At 32.6% G+C, this 16178-nt stretch carries 16 protein-coding genes; 7 read left to right on the top strand and 9 right to left on the bottom strand.

The window, feature by feature from the left end; genetic code table 11:
• The first annotated feature begins 8 nt into the window (after positions 1–8).
• Positions 9–665, top strand: a complete 657-nt coding sequence (locus BXU01_RS22735; RefSeq protein ID WP_206196637.1) for a VOC family protein — start codon at positions 9–11, stop codon at positions 663–665.
• A 266-nt stretch (positions 666–931) separates the two neighbouring features.
• Here BXU01_RS22735 and BXU01_RS22730 read toward each other — a convergent pair whose 3' ends face one another.
• From BXU01_RS22730 to mnmE, 3 genes are all read right to left on the bottom strand, one after another.
• Entirely contained in the window at positions 932–1411 is a 480-nt protein-coding gene (locus BXU01_RS22730; protein WP_083695965.1) for a hypothetical protein, read from the bottom strand.
• Between the two features lie 387 nt (positions 1412–1798).
• Complete coding sequence (locus BXU01_RS23915; protein ID WP_369819611.1) at positions 1799–1939, bottom strand: helix-turn-helix domain-containing protein; 141 nt, start codon at positions 1937–1939, stop codon at positions 1799–1801.
• 416 nt (positions 1940–2355) lie between these two features.
• Positions 2356–3756: a tRNA uridine-5-carboxymethylaminomethyl(34) synthesis GTPase MnmE gene (gene mnmE, locus BXU01_RS22720; protein WP_083695962.1), complete on the bottom strand. Its 1401-nt coding sequence runs from the start codon at positions 3754–3756 to the stop codon at positions 2356–2358.
• Positions 3757–3917: 161 nt separating this feature from the next.
• On the opposite strand from mnmE, the gene BXU01_RS22715 reads away from it, so the two are divergent.
• Together BXU01_RS22715 and BXU01_RS22710 are read left to right on the top strand one after the other, a co-directional pair.
• Complete coding sequence (locus BXU01_RS22715; RefSeq protein WP_083696003.1) at positions 3918–4751, top strand: universal stress protein; 834 nt, start codon at positions 3918–3920, stop codon at positions 4749–4751.
• A gap of 65 nt (positions 4752–4816) precedes the next feature.
• A complete protein-coding gene (locus tag BXU01_RS22710) occupies positions 4817–6589 on the top strand; it encodes a DNA mismatch repair protein (protein ID WP_083695960.1) in 1773 nt (590 codons plus the stop codon).
• Between the two features lie 288 nt (positions 6590–6877).
• On the opposite strand, the gene BXU01_RS22705 is transcribed toward BXU01_RS22710, so the two are convergent.
• The 6 genes from BXU01_RS22705 to BXU01_RS22680 all read right to left on the bottom strand — a co-directional run bounded on the left by BXU01_RS22705 (position 6878) and on the right by BXU01_RS22680 (position 13020).
• Positions 6878–7507 carry a DsbA family protein gene (locus tag BXU01_RS22705; protein WP_083695957.1) on the bottom strand — a complete coding sequence of 210 codons (630 nt, stop codon included), beginning with the start codon at positions 7505–7507 and terminating at the stop codon, positions 6878–6880.
• A 258-nt stretch (positions 7508–7765) separates the two neighbouring features.
• Positions 7766–8884 (bottom strand): DNA polymerase III subunit beta, encoded by a 1119-nt coding sequence (gene dnaN, locus BXU01_RS22700; RefSeq protein ID WP_083696000.1) that lies wholly within the window; start codon positions 8882–8884, stop codon positions 7766–7768.
• Positions 8885–8991: 107 nt separating this feature from the next.
• Positions 8992–10677: a gliding motility-associated ABC transporter substrate-binding protein GldG gene (gene gldG, locus BXU01_RS22695; protein WP_083695955.1), complete on the bottom strand. Its 1686-nt coding sequence runs from the start codon at positions 10675–10677 to the stop codon at positions 8992–8994.
• Complete coding sequence (gene gldF, locus BXU01_RS22690; RefSeq protein WP_083695953.1) at positions 10677–11402, bottom strand: gliding motility-associated ABC transporter permease subunit GldF; 726 nt, start codon at positions 11400–11402, stop codon at positions 10677–10679. Before gldF ends, gldG begins: the two co-directional genes overlap by 1 nt.
• A gap of 150 nt (positions 11403–11552) precedes the next feature.
• The gene (locus BXU01_RS22685) at positions 11553–11849 is read right to left on the bottom strand and encodes a putative quinol monooxygenase (RefSeq protein ID WP_083695950.1); all 297 of its coding nucleotides are present in this window, start codon (positions 11847–11849) and stop codon (positions 11553–11555) included.
• A gap of 343 nt (positions 11850–12192) precedes the next feature.
• Complete coding sequence (locus BXU01_RS22680) at positions 12193–13020, bottom strand: S-adenosyl-l-methionine hydroxide adenosyltransferase family protein (RefSeq protein WP_055093455.1); 828 nt, start codon at positions 13018–13020, stop codon at positions 12193–12195.
• A 237-nt stretch (positions 13021–13257) separates the two neighbouring features.
• On the opposite strand from BXU01_RS22680, the gene BXU01_RS22675 reads away from it, so the two are divergent.
• From BXU01_RS22675 to BXU01_RS22660, 4 genes are all read left to right on the top strand, one after another.
• Positions 13258–14208: a PhoH family protein gene (locus tag BXU01_RS22675; protein ID WP_055093453.1), complete on the top strand. Its 951-nt coding sequence runs from the start codon at positions 13258–13260 to the stop codon at positions 14206–14208.
• 142 nt (positions 14209–14350) lie between these two features.
• Positions 14351–14836, top strand: coding sequence for a hypothetical protein (locus BXU01_RS22670; protein WP_083695948.1), 486 nt, complete (start codon positions 14351–14353; stop codon positions 14834–14836).
• Entirely contained in the window at positions 14833–15195 is a 363-nt protein-coding gene (locus BXU01_RS22665) for a DUF1801 domain-containing protein (protein ID WP_083695945.1), read from the top strand. Before BXU01_RS22670 ends, BXU01_RS22665 begins: the two co-directional genes overlap by 4 nt.
• A 139-nt stretch (positions 15196–15334) precedes the next feature.
• On the top strand, positions 15335–16165 hold the full coding sequence (locus BXU01_RS22660) for a Cof-type HAD-IIB family hydrolase (RefSeq protein ID WP_083695943.1): 831 nt from the start codon (positions 15335–15337) through the stop codon (positions 16163–16165).
• Positions 16166–16178 lie beyond the last annotated feature (13 nt).

Genomic DNA, 16178 nt, shown 5'->3' with positions numbered 1-16178 from the left:
AATATTTTATGAAATTAATTTGTACAATAACTTTTCTTGCCATTGCCGTCTTAAGTTCTTGCAATGATAACAAGTTTGATAATAAAAAAAAACCTTTAGAGATGAGCGAAACGAGAAAAGAAAAATCTGCAGTGTCGGCAGAGGCAGGAATAGATCATATAGGTATTAATGTCCCTGACATTGATTCTGCAACAGTGTTTTTGAGCAGAGCTTTTGGTGCGAAAGTAATTTACGAATCACATAGCAAAAACGAGGCTCCTATAGATTTAAGTGGCGTAGAAAGTACTTTAAACGTTGCATCTGGAACAAAAATATTTGCTGTGAGAATGATAAAAATAGGCAATGGACCTAATATTGAATTGTTCGAAGTCCATGCAGAAGGGCAGCGAAATGCAATCAAATCAAGTGATATAGGATTGCAACATTTCGCCATTTATAGTGATAGTATCTCAGTATCGATTGAAAGATTTGTTGAAGCTGGTGGAAAGATATTATCAAAACCGAATCCTATGCTTTTTCCTGAAGAAAAGGGCGACCATAATTATTTTGTTTATGGATTGACTCCTTGGGGCACATCAGTTGAGTTTTTGACATATCCTGATAAAATGCCATATGAAAACCAAACCAAGCTTCGTCGTTGGAAAGGTGGCAAAACCGATAAATAAAATATAAAAAAATGATACCTGAAGACCTGAAGTTTTTAAATACATACTATCAATTTGTGATCGATTTGTCAAAATTAACTTCAGGTTTGCCCAGGTTGAAATTACTATCCAATTTTATTTTAATGGTTAATTTGAAAAATATGCATGAAAATCATTTAGCCTTGTTGCCCAATTATTAAAATTAAACAAGATACTTAAAGCTTATTTTAAGAAGGTTAAAATTTCCTGCCGTCAGCCATTGGAAGCAATATTTAAATCTGAATGCTTTAAAATTTTCGCTGGGAAGGTTTATAAATGCCGGGCGCACCGCCATTTGTTTCATCACGGGCGCGTTCATCTTCTCGAAGGTCCTCACTACCAAGCTGCCCAATTTCGAATTCCCTGCTCACGGGGTTGTCCTGGTCCGTTTCAATGGTTTTAAAGGTGTCGCTTTCATCCTCATCGCTCCCTGGAGTATCAATGTCAGTTTCAAAACCTTCAGAGGGATCATTATTTATAAGGTCCTTTTCAATGTCCTTCTCGGTGATATCTTTGGATTCACTGTCCGATTCATTGTCAAGGTTCTCTGAATCATATGGGTTGCTAATCTCATCGGTGCTCAGATCATCTCCGTAATCGGGCTCGGAGTTATCTGTAATGGGGTGGCCTGCAGGAGAGGAAGATTTCTGCTGCCCCTGATTCCCTTTGTCTGCGTTTTGAAAATTCTTGTCATCCTGACCGTAATTTTCGCGTGTATCTGAATTCATGATTTTATTTTTTAGATTACATTTTACTATCTTTTTTCAAAGGAGTGGCCGTGACAAGACCGCCGGTATTTCCGCGTTTGTTAGCATTTTACCCTTCTCTATCGATTGTCCTTTATCAAATATAAAGAGGATAGTTACGATTTTTTTTACAGAATTATGATTTGCATTTATAAAATAGCTACCAGATAATCAGGTAGATTGTATAATTGAAAAAAATGTTGAAAGTCAATTTTTCAGATTTTAATGGTAATTGCGGAAAATCGATTGAATAAATGGCATAGCAGTATATTGAGCATACTGGTTTTTAAATGAAAAACTCTTTACCTGAACAGCACGAATCATAAACTCCTCTAAGGGAATAGAGAAAAAGCTGTCTAAATCGCATCTTCATATAACGGTCCTGGTTCCAAATTTTGCAATATCAAGTTCGCCACGCTGGATAATCCGGTAGATAGTACTTCTACTGATGCCGAGCAAATTACTTGCCATATTAACGACGATGAAATCTCTTACTATTAATTGCTTCAAAATTCGAGTTTCTGACAGTTTCTGTCTGATTGTTGCTTTGAGCAATTTTGGACTGCCAAGTCCTTGATTTATAGGCTCTGGAGCTAAATTTTAGCGAGCAGTAAAGCGTTTTTGTTGTGCGTGCTGTAAACTCATTTTTACAGAATTCGCAGATTCTGGTAATCTTAATGTTTGAACTCATAGAAATGTGACTTTAAGTGTCCCACTGTAACTATGTGTGTCTCTATGTGCCATCATTTGGCCCAAAAAAAATATTAATTGTACCTTAAAATTTTGAGGTACAAATGAGGTACAAATTTAATCAAAACATCACCTAACATCCAAAAGAAAGCGTAAAGAAAAAAAAACGAGTTAAAGCATTATTTATCAATGCTTTAACTCGTTTGTTTGTTTTTATTTTGTTTTATTTTGTCTCTCTATTTGCCGATGCAGAAATTAGCAAAAATATTCCCCAGCAATTCATCATTTGAAACCTGACCTGTAATCAACCCAAATTGGTATAAAGCTTCACGAATATCAAGTGCAATCAAGTCACTTGAAAGATTCGTTTCGAGACCAAATTTTACTTTTTGTATTTCATCTAAAGCTTTTAGTAAAGAATCGTAATGTCTTGTATTAGTAACAATTGTTTCATTATTGCGAAGTGCACCAGTGTTTACAAAAGAAAGCAATTGATTCTTTAATTCTTCAACACCAATGTTTTCTTTGGCACTTAAAAAAATTTGTTTCAGGTTTAAAGTTTCAAGTTCTTGATGTACTTGTCGAAGTTCATCAGTGCTTAATTGATCGATTTTATTGCAAACAATTAAAATTTCTTTTAAGGGATATTTATTTTTTATTTTTTCAATTTCAACTATAAACGAAGCACTTGAAACCTGAAACTTTAAACTATCCATAAGATAGATAACAAGCTGTGCCTGTTCTATTTTTTCAAACGTTTTTTTAATTCCAATGCTTTCTACAACATCTTTAGTTTCACGAATTCCTGCAGTATCAATAAATCTAAAACCAATTCCGCCAATCACCAATTCATCTTCAATAGTATCACGGGTTGTTCCCGCAATGTCAGATACAATGGCGCGTTCTTCGTTTAATAAAGCGTTCAGCAATGTCGATTTCCCTACGTTTGGTTCCCCAACAATAGCAACCGGAATTCCGTTTTTGATTACATTTCCCACAGCAAATGAATCGATTAAACGTTTCAGTACAAATTCAATTCTGTTTAATAATTCATGAAACTGAGTTCTGTCAGCAAATTCGACATCTTCTTCCGCAAAATCCAATTCTAATTCAATTAGAGAGGCAAAATTCAGTAATTCTTCACGTAATTTGGCAATTTCATTACTAAAACCACCGCGCATTTGCTGCATTGCAATTTGATGAGAAGCCTCGTTATCTGATGAAATCAAATCAGCAACAGCCTCAGCTTGGGATAAATCTAATTTTCCGTTAAGAAAAGCTCTTAAAGTAAATTCTCCTGCATCAGCCATACGGCATCCTTTTCGCAATAATAACTGAATAATTTGCTGCTGAATATAAGTTGATCCATGACAAGAAATTTCAACTGTATTTTCGCCTGTATAGGAGTTTGGACCTTTAAAAACAGAAATTAATACTTCGTCAAGTGTTTTCGAACCATCAATAATATGACCAAGATGTAATGTATGGGTTTTCTGCCTGGTTAAGTCTTTGTTTTTGATTGATTTAAAAACAGAATTTCCGATGGCAATAGCATCAGCACCTGAAATTCGGATTATAGCAATAGCTCCAGCTCCTGAAGGAGTCGCCAATGCAACTATAGAATCTTGATTTATCATGGTGCAAAGGTATAAAAAAAGCCCTAAAGTTGTCTCTTGAACTCGCATGGAAGATATGCCTTTTCCATATTTATAAAATGTTAAAATACTGATAATTGTCAGAGCATTTTGTTTTTAGAATGACTAAATTTGAGAGAACAACTTCTAAAATCCGAATCAAAATGAAAAAAATATTATTTCCCACCGATTTTTCCGACTCTGCTACAAATGCATTTGTACATGCTTTAGAATTTGCTAAAATTGTTAATGCAGAGCTTATTTTGTTGCATACATTTGAAATACCGGTTTATGATAGTCAGTTTTTTCCGGAGAATTATGCCACAATTTATAACTCTATCGAATTGGCTAAATTTGAGATGTTTAAAGATGAAATTCCAAAATTAAGAACCATCGCCATAGAACGAAATTTAGAAGATATTGTAATAAAACACCGTTTGATGGATGGTGATTTGATTTATAACTTAAAAAATGCCGTAGAAGATGATCATATAGATTTTGTTATCATGGGAACATCGGGAATTTCAGACTGGACCAAATTCTTTTTAGGATCAAATACAAGTTCTGTTATTTCAGAAGTAAAAGTACCCGTTTTATGCATTCCCGCAGATGCGAAATTCAAGAAAATAAAAACAATTGGTTTTACCACCCGTTATCGTGAAAAAGATAAAGTCGAACTTAGAAAAGTTTTGAATATTGCTAAAAAAACAAACGCAAAAGTTAAAAGCTTATATGTTAAAACCTCAGGTTCAGATGTTGCTGATGTAACGATTAAAGAATGGGAGAAAGAATTTGCAAACGAAAATGTCGAATTTCTGGTATTGCCAAGTGATGAAGTTAAAGAAACCATTCTGGACTTTATATTGTATAAAGACATTGATATTCTTACCACCATAACCCATAAAAGATCCTTTTTTGAAAGTCTTTTTGAGTCTAGTTTTACAAAAAAAATAGCCAAAGAAGTTTCTGTACCAGTATTAGTAATGCATGAAACCTAAAATTATGTTTAGATAGTAAATTTGTAAGTGTAAAACCTATATTTGTATTTCATTAAATTAAAAAAATGGAAGCATATCAAACTAAAGTTCAACAATACACTACAATTTTTAATAAAATCAATAAAAGATACAATAGCATAAGTATCCTGCGCCTTTTAAGTGTTTTTCTTTGTTTGTTTTTACTGTTTTATTATATAAAAACCAATGAGATACTTTACGCAGTTTTTGCTTTCCTGTCTTTTGTTGGTTTTATTGTTTTAATGCGAATCCATTCAGGATTGTCTTTTCAGAAACAGCTTACTACAGCAATTTTGAAACTCAATCAAAATGAAATTACCTATTTAAATAGAGAAAAAATTCCTTTTGAAAACGGAATTGAATTCAATAATTTTCATCATCCGTATGCTTACGATTTAGATATTTTTGGAGAACATTCTTTATTTCAAAATCTAAACAGAACCGCCACTTTTATCGGTAAAAAAACATTAGCCAATCAATTATTGAATTTGTTGCCTAATAAAACGATTCTCGAAAATCAGGAAGCCATCAATGAACTTAAAACTAAAATAGACTGGCGTCAGGATTTCCTTGCACTTGCCATGATTAGTAATGATTCTAAGAATTCTTATAATTCGTTAGTATATTGGAATCCATTTAAAAATAATACATTACCTAAAGCTTTAATTGCACTATCGATTATTCTTCCAACTTTGTTTTTCGGGATTTTAGCAGCGTATTTTATCACTTCAAAAACAATATTATTATCGTATCTAACCTATGTTTTTATTGGGAATTTAGTGGTTTTGGGGCAATCGTTTAAACGAATTCAATCTGAAATTGCAAAGGCTGATAACGTTGATAAAATTATCAAACAATACAGTTTATTAGTGGAGAAAATTGAAAAAGAGCCTTTTCAATCCAAAAAACTGATCGCTTTACAGCAACAACTTATTTTTAAGAATGCAACCGCAAGTAAACATTTAAAAGATCTGTCTGAGTTGTTTTCGAGAATGGACACCATTAATAATTTTGTTACCGCAATAGTTTTTAACGGAACATTTTTATTTAATCTTCACGTTTTAAGAGCTTTATTAAAATGGAAAGAAAATTATTCGACGGAACTTGAAAAATGGATTGAAATTATTGGAGAATTTGAAGCTTTAAATAGTTATGCAAACTTAGCTTACAATAATCCGGATTTTGTTTTTCCTGAAATCAATTCTGAGTATAAAATAGGATTCTCGGATTTGAGTCATCCGTTGCTGAATCCTGAAACTAGAGTAGGGAATGACACTCATTTTTATCCGGAATCGTTTATGATTCTTACGGGTTCTAATATGTCCGGAAAAAGTACTTTTTTAAGAAGTTTAGGAATCAATATGGTATTAGGCGGAGTAGGTTCAGTTGTTTGTGCTTCAAAAGCTAACATTCATCCACTTCCAGTTTTAGTTTCAATGAGATTATCGGACTCTTTAGCAGATAGCGAATCTTATTTCTTTGCCGAAATCAAGCGTTTAAAACAAATTATGGATGCATTGGAAGATCAGCCGGCGTTTGTTTTATTAGACGAAATTTTAAGAGGAACAAACTCTGACGACAAACGAAACGGAACAATTGAAGTAGTGAAAAAGATTATTGCCAAAAATGCAATTGGCGCCATAGCCACACACGATATCGAAGTATGTTTAACAACAAACGAATATCCAAATACTTTAACCAATCAATGTTTTGAAGTAGAGATTCAGAACAACGAACTTCATTTTGACTACAAACTCCGTAACGGAATCTGCAAAAATAAAAGCGCTACTTTTTTAATGCAGAAAATGGGGGTGATTTAAAGAGGAAAGAGTATAGAATAAAGAATATAGAATATAGAATAAAGAGTATATAATAAAGAGTATAGAAGCAAGATTTTAGATTTTTATCTTGATTGTCTTTAAGATTGAATCTAAAGTTAGGGTTGATTCACTTTGACTGCTTCGACTGCGCTCAACATGACAAATATCGCTTGTCACTCTGAGCGAAGTCGAAGAGCACAACGTAGTCACAAAGTAAAACATCTATACTCTTTATTCTTTACTCTATAATCTTGACTCTTGTTTCTAGCATCTTGCTTCTAAAAAATCTTACTTCAATCCTTCTGTAATAGTCTGTACAAAAGCCTCAACAGGCTGAGCTCCTGAAACGGCATATTTCCTGTCAAAAACAAAAAACGGAACTCCCTGCACGCCAATTTCATTTGCTTCATGAATATCAGAATGAACATTGTTTAGATAAAGGTTTTCATTCTCAATCACTTCCTTTACGTCATTAGAATCTAAACCTGCTTTTACTGCTAATTCGATTAAAGTTTCAGGATCATTCAAATCTCTTCCTTCTGTAAAATAAGCTTTAAAGAAAATTTCTTCCATTTCATCGCCTAATTTTTTGGCTTTAGCCAATTGTATAATACGATGTGAAGTTAAAGAATTTGAGATAATGGCTTTTTCAAAATGATAATCCAAACCAACGCTTTTTGCGCGTTCTGTGACACCTTTATGCATTTCTATTGATTGCTCAACTGAAATGCCTTTTCGTTCGGCTAAAAACGTATAAACATCTTTGCCAGATTGCGGCGTAATAGTTGGATCAAGTTGAAAACTTTTCCACTCTATTTCAAATTCACTATTTGGAAATTCAGCTAAAGCTGTTTCCAGTTGTCTTTTTCCGATATAACAAAACGGACACATGATGTCCGACCAAATTTCTATTTTCATATTACAAAGTTAAAGAAAAAATTGTTTCAGGTTTCAAGTTTCAGGTTTCAAGTTTTCTGAATGACAAACCCGACAGGTTTTTAAAACCTGTCGGGTTTACGGTAAAAAGTGACTAAAAATAAAAAACCGCAACTCTTTATCAGAATTGCGGTTTCCAGGTATAAAAAATGGTTGGTTAATAGCGATGTTTTTTTTTACAATGATATGTCTTTAATTTGAAACTAAAAAAGATCCCTGTAACAAAAAGAAGTTTTGATGTTAACTATTTAACATCACAGGCATTACCAACATTGTAACAGTTTCACCTTCTTCTAAACCATCGACTGGTGTTAGGATTCCGGCTCTGTTAGGTAATGACATTTCTAACATAATCATGTCTGATTGTAAGTTGGTCAACATCTCTGTTAAGAAACGAGAGTTGAAACCAATTTGAAGATCATCTCCTTGATAATCACAAGTCAATCTTTCTTCTGCTTTGTTTGAGTAATCGATATCTTCTGCAGAAACATTAAGTTCAGCTCCAGCGATTTTTAAACGAATTTGGTGTGTTGTTTTGTTTGAGAAAATTGCCACACGACGAACAGAGCTTAAAAATAAAGAACGATCGATCATTAATTTATTTGGATTCTCTTTTGGAATTACAGCTTCGTAATTAGGATATTTCCCGTCGATTAAACGACACATTAAGATATAATTATCAAATGAGAAAGTCGCATTTGAATCATTGTATTCAATTTTTACTTCGGCATCAGAACTTCCTAAAATACTTTTTAAAATATTCAAAGGTTTCTTTGGCATAATAAAATCAGCTACCTGAGATGCTTTCACATCTGTACGGGCATATTTTACCAACTTGTGAGCATCAGTTGCAACAAAAGTTAAACCTTCTGGAGAAAACTGGAAGAAAACTCCTGACATTACCGGACGTAAATCATCGTTTCCTGCAGCAAAAATAGTTTTACTTACAGCAGTTGCCAAAACATCAGCAGGAACAAGTGTTACAGAAGGATCTTCAAGACTTACTGACTTAGGAAATTCTTCTCCTGCGGCATAAGCTAAAGCATATTTACCAGAATTTGAACTAATCTCAACTGTGTTATTTTCTTCAACAGTAAAAGTTAAAGGCTGTTCCGGAAACGTTTTCAAAATTTCAAGCAAAAGTTTAGCAGGCACGGCCACGCTTCCTTTACTTGTAGAATCAATTGATAATGTAGCAGACATTGTAGTTTCAAGATCCGAAGCCGAAACTGTCAATGCATCATTGTCTAGTTCAAATAAAAAGTTATCTAAAATAGGCAACGTATTGTTACTGTTGATTACACTACCTAAAACTTGTAATTGTTTTAATAAGTACGAACTCGATACTATAAATTTCATCTCTTTTGTTTTATTTTTTTGCACTTTTTCTTAATATTTCTTCAACTAAGATAGGTTTTACAAATATATCGTAAACAATCTTAGTTTCGCAATTTTTTTATTAACATCTATTTGCTGTATTTTCTTTTTCTGATGTAAGTAAATACGAATCCAAAAACTAATAAAATTAGAATTGGAAGTCCGATAGTTATGAATTGCGTCAGACTATAATTCTCGTAAACTTTCTCTTTATCCAATAAAGGCAAATTGACATCTTTACTTCTAATGTTAATAAGTCCGGTATCATCCAACAAATAATTAATACAATTCATCATAAAATCCTTGTTGTCGTACAAATTTCCGGTACGTTGATCGTAACCTAATTCAACCGGCATCATGTTTTTATCTAATTGGTTTCTCGCCAAATCACCATCAGCAATTACAATCATTTTGTTTGGTTTTCCTTTTGCTAAAAACGAATTTTCCTTAAAAGGCAAAACACGATTTTCAAAAGCAGAGTGAAACGTACCTTCTAATAAAACAGATAACGGAATATTTCCTTTGTTGAGATAATCCTGAGGAGTTGTTTTCTCGGTTACAATATTCAAATTGATTTCTACTGGTGTTCCAATAGTTTTAGAATATGGAGACGATTGCAATAAAACTGTTTTTTTAATTCCGTTTTTTAAAGTATCAATCGGACTCGCGAAATCAAATCGTATTCCGCCCAGATTTTTTACAATCGGATGTTGGCTTGCCGGATACACCTGCGGAGCATATTTCCATATAAAATCCTGATATTGTGTAGCGCTTCCTTGTTCTCCTGTCGCTAGTTTTATTGGGCTTCCTTGTTCGTCTTTTACCAGATCCGGATTGATTCTGAATCCGTATTTAAAAAACATGTCATTTAAATTCAAATCTCTTGGATAAGCTAAAGTTGCGCCGGCCTGATTGTATAAACTATCCATATCTGCCGCAACCTGATCGATTAGCCATAAGGTTTTTCCGCCGTTCATGATAAATTGGTCTAAAACCTGCTTTTCCTCATCAGAGAAAGTTTCTGTTGGTTTAGAGATAATCGCAAGATCATATTTATTTAAAGCGTCTAAAGTTCCCGTTGGATTTTTAGCTACAGAATCTAATGTAAATGGACCAATATAATAGCTTTCGCGAATTTGTCTTAATAATTTGGCAATGTGAATTTCGCTTAGTTCACCATTTCCTTTTATAATTGCAACTTTCTTTTGTCGGTCTTTGCTAATTTTATTAATGGCATCAGCAATCGAATATTCTAAATGCTGAATTGATCCAATCACTTTTTGCGTAGTAGAAGCTCCCATTATATTTTTTAATAAAGGAATATTTACTTCTTTGTTGTTGTAAACCGCAACAGCCCAAGGAAAAACCATTGCCTGAGATTGTTTTCCTTTATCGTCAACAGTGATATTTATTGGTGTAAGCCCTTTTTGATATAAAGATTTTACAACATCCAGATCTTCTTCTCCGTTTTCTAAAGGATTTACAAATTCAAAAACAATATTACTATTATAAGCCTGAAATTCTTCTAGTAATTGTCTTGTTTCTTGTTGTAAACGTTTGAAATCTGCAGGCAAATCGCCTTGCATGTAAATCTTGATCGATAACGGGTTTTTAACCTGTTTTACGATTTGTAAAGAAGTTTGAGATAAAGTATATCGTTTGTCTTTGGTTAAATCAAAGCGGTGGAAAAATAAACTTCCTAATACATTTAAAACGATTAAAACAAAAACGGTAATACCTAACGTTTTGATATTTTGTTGAGTAGATGCTTTCATTATGCTTTAAAAGATTTTAATTGATAAACAGTAAGAGACAAAAATAATACTGTGATGCTTAAAAAATAAATGACATCGCGGGTATCGATCACACCCCGACTCATACTTTTAAAATGATCCTGCATTCCAAACAAAGAAATAATAGTAGACGATCCTGGTATCAATGAGGCCAAACCTTCAAAACCAAAATAAAAGATAAAACATAAAAAAACGGCAATAATAAAAGCCACAATTTGATTTTCGGATAGGGTAGAAGTGAAAATTCCGATTGCAGAATAAGCGGCAATGAGGAATAATAATCCAAAATAAGAACCTATTGTGCTTCCCATATCGATGTTTCCCTCAGGTGAACCTAAGTTCGAAATTACTTTTACATATATAAATGTTGGTATAATTGCCAAAACGATTAATAGGAGAGAACCTAAAAATTTTCCGTTTACAATTTCCCAAACAGATAATGGTTTGGTTAAAAGCAATTCAAGTGTTCCTTGTTTTTTTTCATCAGAGAAACTTCTCATGGTAACCGCCGGAATAAGGAAAATCAAAATCCATGGCGCCAATGTAAAAAACGGAGTCAAATCAGCATAACCGGTATTTAATATGTTATAATCTCCTTCGAATACCCATAAAAATAGTCCGTTGCTAATTAAGAAAACAGCAATGACCAAATAGCCAATAGGAGAGCCAAAAAAGGATTTTATTTCTCGTAAAATGATTGATTTCATGTAACTTTATTTTGTTTCAGGTTTTTTTGTTTCAGGTTTCAAGTTGCTACAGCTTTGCGAACTTTGTATTTTCTAAAACCTTTTAAATATAATCTTTGCGTTCTTTGCGGTAAAATTTTAGGTTGTTCAAGTAACTTGAAACCTGAAACTTTAAACTAAACTAACAACTTTGTCCACACTCCAGGCTTCCGGTTTTGCATTAAACAATTGTTTTGTAAAACTCCAAACGGTGTTAAAAAGTTCAGATTGTCTGTAATTTTCTAAATCTTCTTCGGTTTCCCAATAACTGTAAGTAAAAAATATGCATTTGTCATTTTTATCCTGATACAATTCTAAAAAACGATTTCCTTCTGCATTTCGTATTTTGTCTTTCACGGATTCAAAATTCTCCAGGAAATCAGGAATTTTTTCTTCGTGAAAACTCATTTTTACTATTCGGACAAACATGTATTCAATTTTAGATTATTGATTGTAGATTTTAGATTTGTTGAATCTAAAAGTATTTCAGGTGCGCAAAAATACCAAAATTCATTGTTCTTTTTAGGAAAATTTAAAATATTATGAAAGTATAGTTTTAGCTCAATATTGTCATCTAGACAGAGGAGAGATCACACGAGAAATTCCATAAAGATTGGCGATTTTATAGTAGAGTTACTTGCGGAGATTCTTCGTTCCTCAGAATGACAAAAATGAGAATAAAAATAAGAGTAAAAATCTGTGTAAATCTGCTTAAATCAGTTAAATCTGCGCGCCATTTTTTCGTTATCGAAAGAATCTAAAATCTAAAATATTAATTAAACTTAATCGTAATCACGTCTCGGTAATTCAATCCTAATAAACTATTTGCAGAACCTACTTTTGAAGGATTACTTCTGAAAATAGCAATTTCAAGAAATCCTGCTTCATTAAAAATGGCTAATTTTTCACCTTCATAGGTTTTGATTGGATATTTATCAGAAGTCGCAATTGCAGAATAATTAGGCAAAATTGTCTTAATGCTTTTAGGTTTCATTACAATCTCGTACGGACGTCCTTTAGCTATTTCCAGAAACTGTCTTTTGGAAATATTAGTTACAACGTTTCCAAAATGATCAATGTAAATTACATATCCTTTTATAGAATTTCCGTCGTTCGACACTACAGGCTGCAGCTCTGTGATTTGCTTTATTTCAGTGATTTCTTTTCCAATAACATTCAATAAACCGCCTTTGGAAATGTGACAGGCAACCTGAATAAAAATATCTAAATCACTTGATTCGCTCGGAAAACGATCATGAATATTAATCGCAACAATTTTTTGCGGAACAATTTTTTGGGTAAGCATACTTAAAATACCATTATCAGCACATATAAAGTAATGATCATTCCATTGCATGGCAATATGCTGATTTTCTTTATTGCGTTCAATATCTACACCAATTAAGTGTACGGTTCCTTTTGGGAAACTTAAATAAGACGCTCCCAGAATGTAACTTGCTTCGGCAGTGTTAAATGGATCAATGTCATGCGAAATGTCAATAATTGCAGCTTCCGGATACTCAGATAATATTTTACCCTTTAGAGAACCAACAAAGTGGTCTTTTAAGCCGTAATCGGTAGTGAGGGTAATTATTGACATAATTTTGTTTATAACTATTGGTAGTATTTAAATCTAATTTTCATTAAATTTGAGAAATGCAAAGCTAATAATAGTAATTGCAAAATGAAAGAAAGAAAATACAAATTATATTTATAGTCTCAGTATTTAGTCTCAGTCGCAGTGGCTGAAAACTGGCACTGAAAACTTTAAACTAAAAAAACACCCGACAACCACAGATTATAAAACTGATTTATTTTTAATTTAAAATTAACTCATTTGAACGAAAGAATTATCGAGCTCATAGACATCGCTCCAAAAGACTTTTGGGGCGCTCAAGACACTCATCTTGAAATAATTAAAAAGTATTACCCAAAGCTTAAAATCGTAGCGAGAGGTACCACTTTGAAAGCATTTGGCGAAAAAGAAGTTTTAGATGAATTCGAAAAAAGATTTCAGAGGCTTATGCTTCATTTTACCCGATACAACAACATTGACGATAATGTAATTGAACGCGTAATTATGAGTGATGGTCAGGATGAAAAAAAATCATACGATCATGACAAAATATTAGTTCATGGAGTTGGCGGTAAATTAATTAAAGCCATGACGCCTAACCAGCAATTACTGGTAGATACTATTAAGAAAAATGATATGGTATTTGCTGTTGGCCCGGCTGGAACAGGAAAAACGTATACAGGTGTGGCAATGGCTGTTAAAGCTCTTAAAGACAAAGAAGTAAAAAGGATCATACTGACGCGTCCGGCGGTAGAAGCAGGAGAAAATCTTGGTTTTTTACCCGGCGATATGAAAGAAAAACTGGATCCGTATATGCAGCCTCTTTATGATGCTTTGCGAGATATGCTGCCAAACGAAAAGCTCGAAGATTACATTTTAAAAGGAATTATACAAATTGCACCATTGGCATTTATGCGTGGTCGTACGCTTGATAATGCTTTTGTAATCCTGGATGAAGCCCAGAATACAACACACTCGCAAATGAAAATGTTTTTGACCCGTATGGGAAAAAATGCCAAATTCATGATTACAGGCGATCCCGGACAGGTCGATTTACCACGCAGAACTATTTCCGGTCTTAAAGAAGCTATTTTGGTTTTGAAAGATGTTGACGGAATTGGTATTATTTATCTGGATGATAAAGATATCGTACGTCACAGATTAGTCAAAAAGGTAATTGATGCTTATAAACAAATAGAAAATCACGATTAATTTCGTGAAATGATTTTTTTTTGAAATGTCAAATGTAAATCGTGAAGTGTGTTTTGATGTTTAATAATATTCGTTTTATACATATCTTTATAAGGAGTGTGTAAAACGAATATTTTTTTTGTAAAATTTCAATAGCAATTAGATGAAAATTAGAATATTGGCTTTCTTATTAATTATCTGTTTGATTTCATGTAGAAAATCAGAAATTCCTGTTAGTAAATTTGTTGGAACTTGGTATGATACAGAATATATTATTCCAGGAGAATCAAGTATTGTAATTAAGAAAGATAGTACTTTTTATTATAAAAGTGCAGGTTGTGATTGGAGAGTTGTCTCTAAAGGGAATTGGAAAATAATTGGTGATTCGATAGAATTAAATAGTACAACTAGTGACACATGCTATAAAATGTTTCCGTTTATTGAATGTATTTCTTTTGGAGAAAATAATAGAAAAGATGTGCTAACAATTCCAAATTGTGATCCAAGTAATAATGGTTCTTTTGCAATATTTTTAAAAGAAAAATTTTACATAAAAAATGATTCATTAATTTATAAACTTAAAGCAAGTTCAAAATGTCCTGATACATTAAAAATTGTTTTTGCCGGAACTCCAAAGATTAAAAAATGAAACAACTTGATGATTTCTACCTAAAACAAGAAGAACCTATAAAAGGGATATTTCTTGCATTGAAAGAAATTATTCTAAAACATGACCCAGACATTACAAATGTTCTAAAATACGGAATGCCCTTTTTTTGCTACAAACAAAAAATGTTCTGCTATTTATGGATTCATAAAAAAACGAAACAACCTTATATTGGTATTGTTGAAGGAAAATATTTTGATGAACCTTTTTTGATTCAGGAAAATCGTTCCCGAATGAAAATTATGATGCTGGATAGTAAGGAAGATTTTGATCTGAAAAAAATAGAAGCCATTCTTCAAAAAGCTTTGAATTTGTATAAAACAGGAATTATCAAAGTTTAAATTATTTAAAATTCAGTATTTGACGAAATAGTTAAATAAATAATAAACTTACTATAATATAGGCTTTAAAGCATGTTTATCTTTGCTCTTCTAACGGTAAAACCTTAAATTTGCTCATCATAAATACTTGATCTTTAATATGACAAAACTTAAAAATATAAAAGTTGTAGTAAGTGACCTTGACGGAACTTTGCTAAATCCTCAACACAGAATATCAGATTATACAAAATCAGTTTTTCAGGAACTTCACAGTCAAAATTATCTTATTGTTGTTGCTACAGGACGTCATCATCTTGATGCAATGGCAATTATCGAAACACTTAATGTTCCGGTTTATCTGGTAAGTTCAAACGGAGCCAGAATTCATTCGCCTGAAAAGGAAGAACTGTTTGCTTTTAACTTAAATAGTGATGTTGTAAAAGCAGCATTAAATGTTGAGATTGATCCTGAAATCACCGTAGTTTTATTCAAGGAAAATGTTTGGCAAACCAATAAATGGAGTGAAAAACTGAATGCTTTTCAAGCCGATTTAAAATACCATCCGGAATTGGTTGATTATAAAACGCTGGAAGATTTTGGTGCGATTAAAATTTTCTTCTCTTGTGATAATCATGAAAAATTAGTAAAATTAAAAGATGATGTATTGGCCAATTCTTCAGAACATTTGCATCATGCTTTTAGCTTGCCAACTTGTTTAGAGTTTATGGATAAATCTATTGATAAAGCAGTTTCGATTGAGCAAGTATTAGAACGAGAAGGTTTTACTCTTGATGAAGCGGTTTCTTTTGGAGATGGTTTCAACGATGTTCAAATGTTATCTGCATCAGGAAAAGGTTTGATAATGGGTAATGCACCCGCTTTATTAAAAGAAACTTTACCAAACTTAGAAGTAATTAAAACAAATGCCGAAGATGGCGTAGCAAGATATATTGCCTCGAAAATTTTAAATAAAGAGTTAGCTTCAAGTTAATTAAAAACGATAC

The organism is [Flexibacter] sp. ATCC 35103 (assembly GCF_001975985.1).
In the GTDB taxonomy this organism is placed as follows: domain Bacteria; phylum Bacteroidota; class Bacteroidia; order Flavobacteriales; family Flavobacteriaceae; genus Flavobacterium.
This window is presented reverse-complemented; position numbering and strand designations above follow the sequence as displayed.

Coding starts and splice junctions, on each gene's coding strand:
- BXU01_RS22735 (WP_206196637.1), top strand. CDS start 9: ATGAAATTAATTTGTACAATAACTTTTCTTGCCATTGCCGTCTTAAGT.
- BXU01_RS22730 (WP_083695965.1), bottom strand. CDS start 1,411: ATGAATTCAGATACACGCGAAAATTACGGTCAGGATGACAAGAATTTT.
- mnmE (WP_083695962.1), bottom strand. CDS start 3,756: ATGATAAATCAAGATTCTATAGTTGCATTGGCGACTCCTTCAGGAGCT.
- BXU01_RS22715 (WP_083696003.1), top strand. CDS start 3,918: ATGAAAAAAATATTATTTCCCACCGATTTTTCCGACTCTGCTACAAAT.
- BXU01_RS22710 (WP_083695960.1), top strand. CDS start 4,817: ATGGAAGCATATCAAACTAAAGTTCAACAATACACTACAATTTTTAAT.
- BXU01_RS22705 (WP_083695957.1), bottom strand. CDS start 7,507: ATGAAAATAGAAATTTGGTCGGACATCATGTGTCCGTTTTGTTATATC.
- dnaN (WP_083696000.1), bottom strand. CDS start 8,884: ATGAAATTTATAGTATCGAGTTCGTACTTATTAAAACAATTACAAGTT.
- gldG (WP_083695955.1), bottom strand. CDS start 10,677: ATGAAAGCATCTACTCAACAAAATATCAAAACGTTAGGTATTACCGTT.
- gldF (WP_083695953.1), bottom strand. CDS start 11,402: ATGAAATCAATCATTTTACGAGAAATAAAATCCTTTTTTGGCTCTCCT.
- BXU01_RS22685 (WP_083695950.1), bottom strand. CDS start 11,849: ATGTTTGTCCGAATAGTAAAAATGAGTTTTCACGAAGAAAAAATTCCT.
- BXU01_RS22680 (WP_055093455.1), bottom strand. CDS start 13,020: ATGTCAATAATTACCCTCACTACCGATTACGGCTTAAAAGACCACTTT.
- BXU01_RS22670 (WP_083695948.1), top strand. CDS start 14,351: ATGAAAATTAGAATATTGGCTTTCTTATTAATTATCTGTTTGATTTCA.
- BXU01_RS22665 (WP_083695945.1), top strand. CDS start 14,833: ATGAAACAACTTGATGATTTCTACCTAAAACAAGAAGAACCTATAAAA.
- BXU01_RS22660 (WP_083695943.1), top strand. CDS start 15,335: ATGACAAAACTTAAAAATATAAAAGTTGTAGTAAGTGACCTTGACGGA.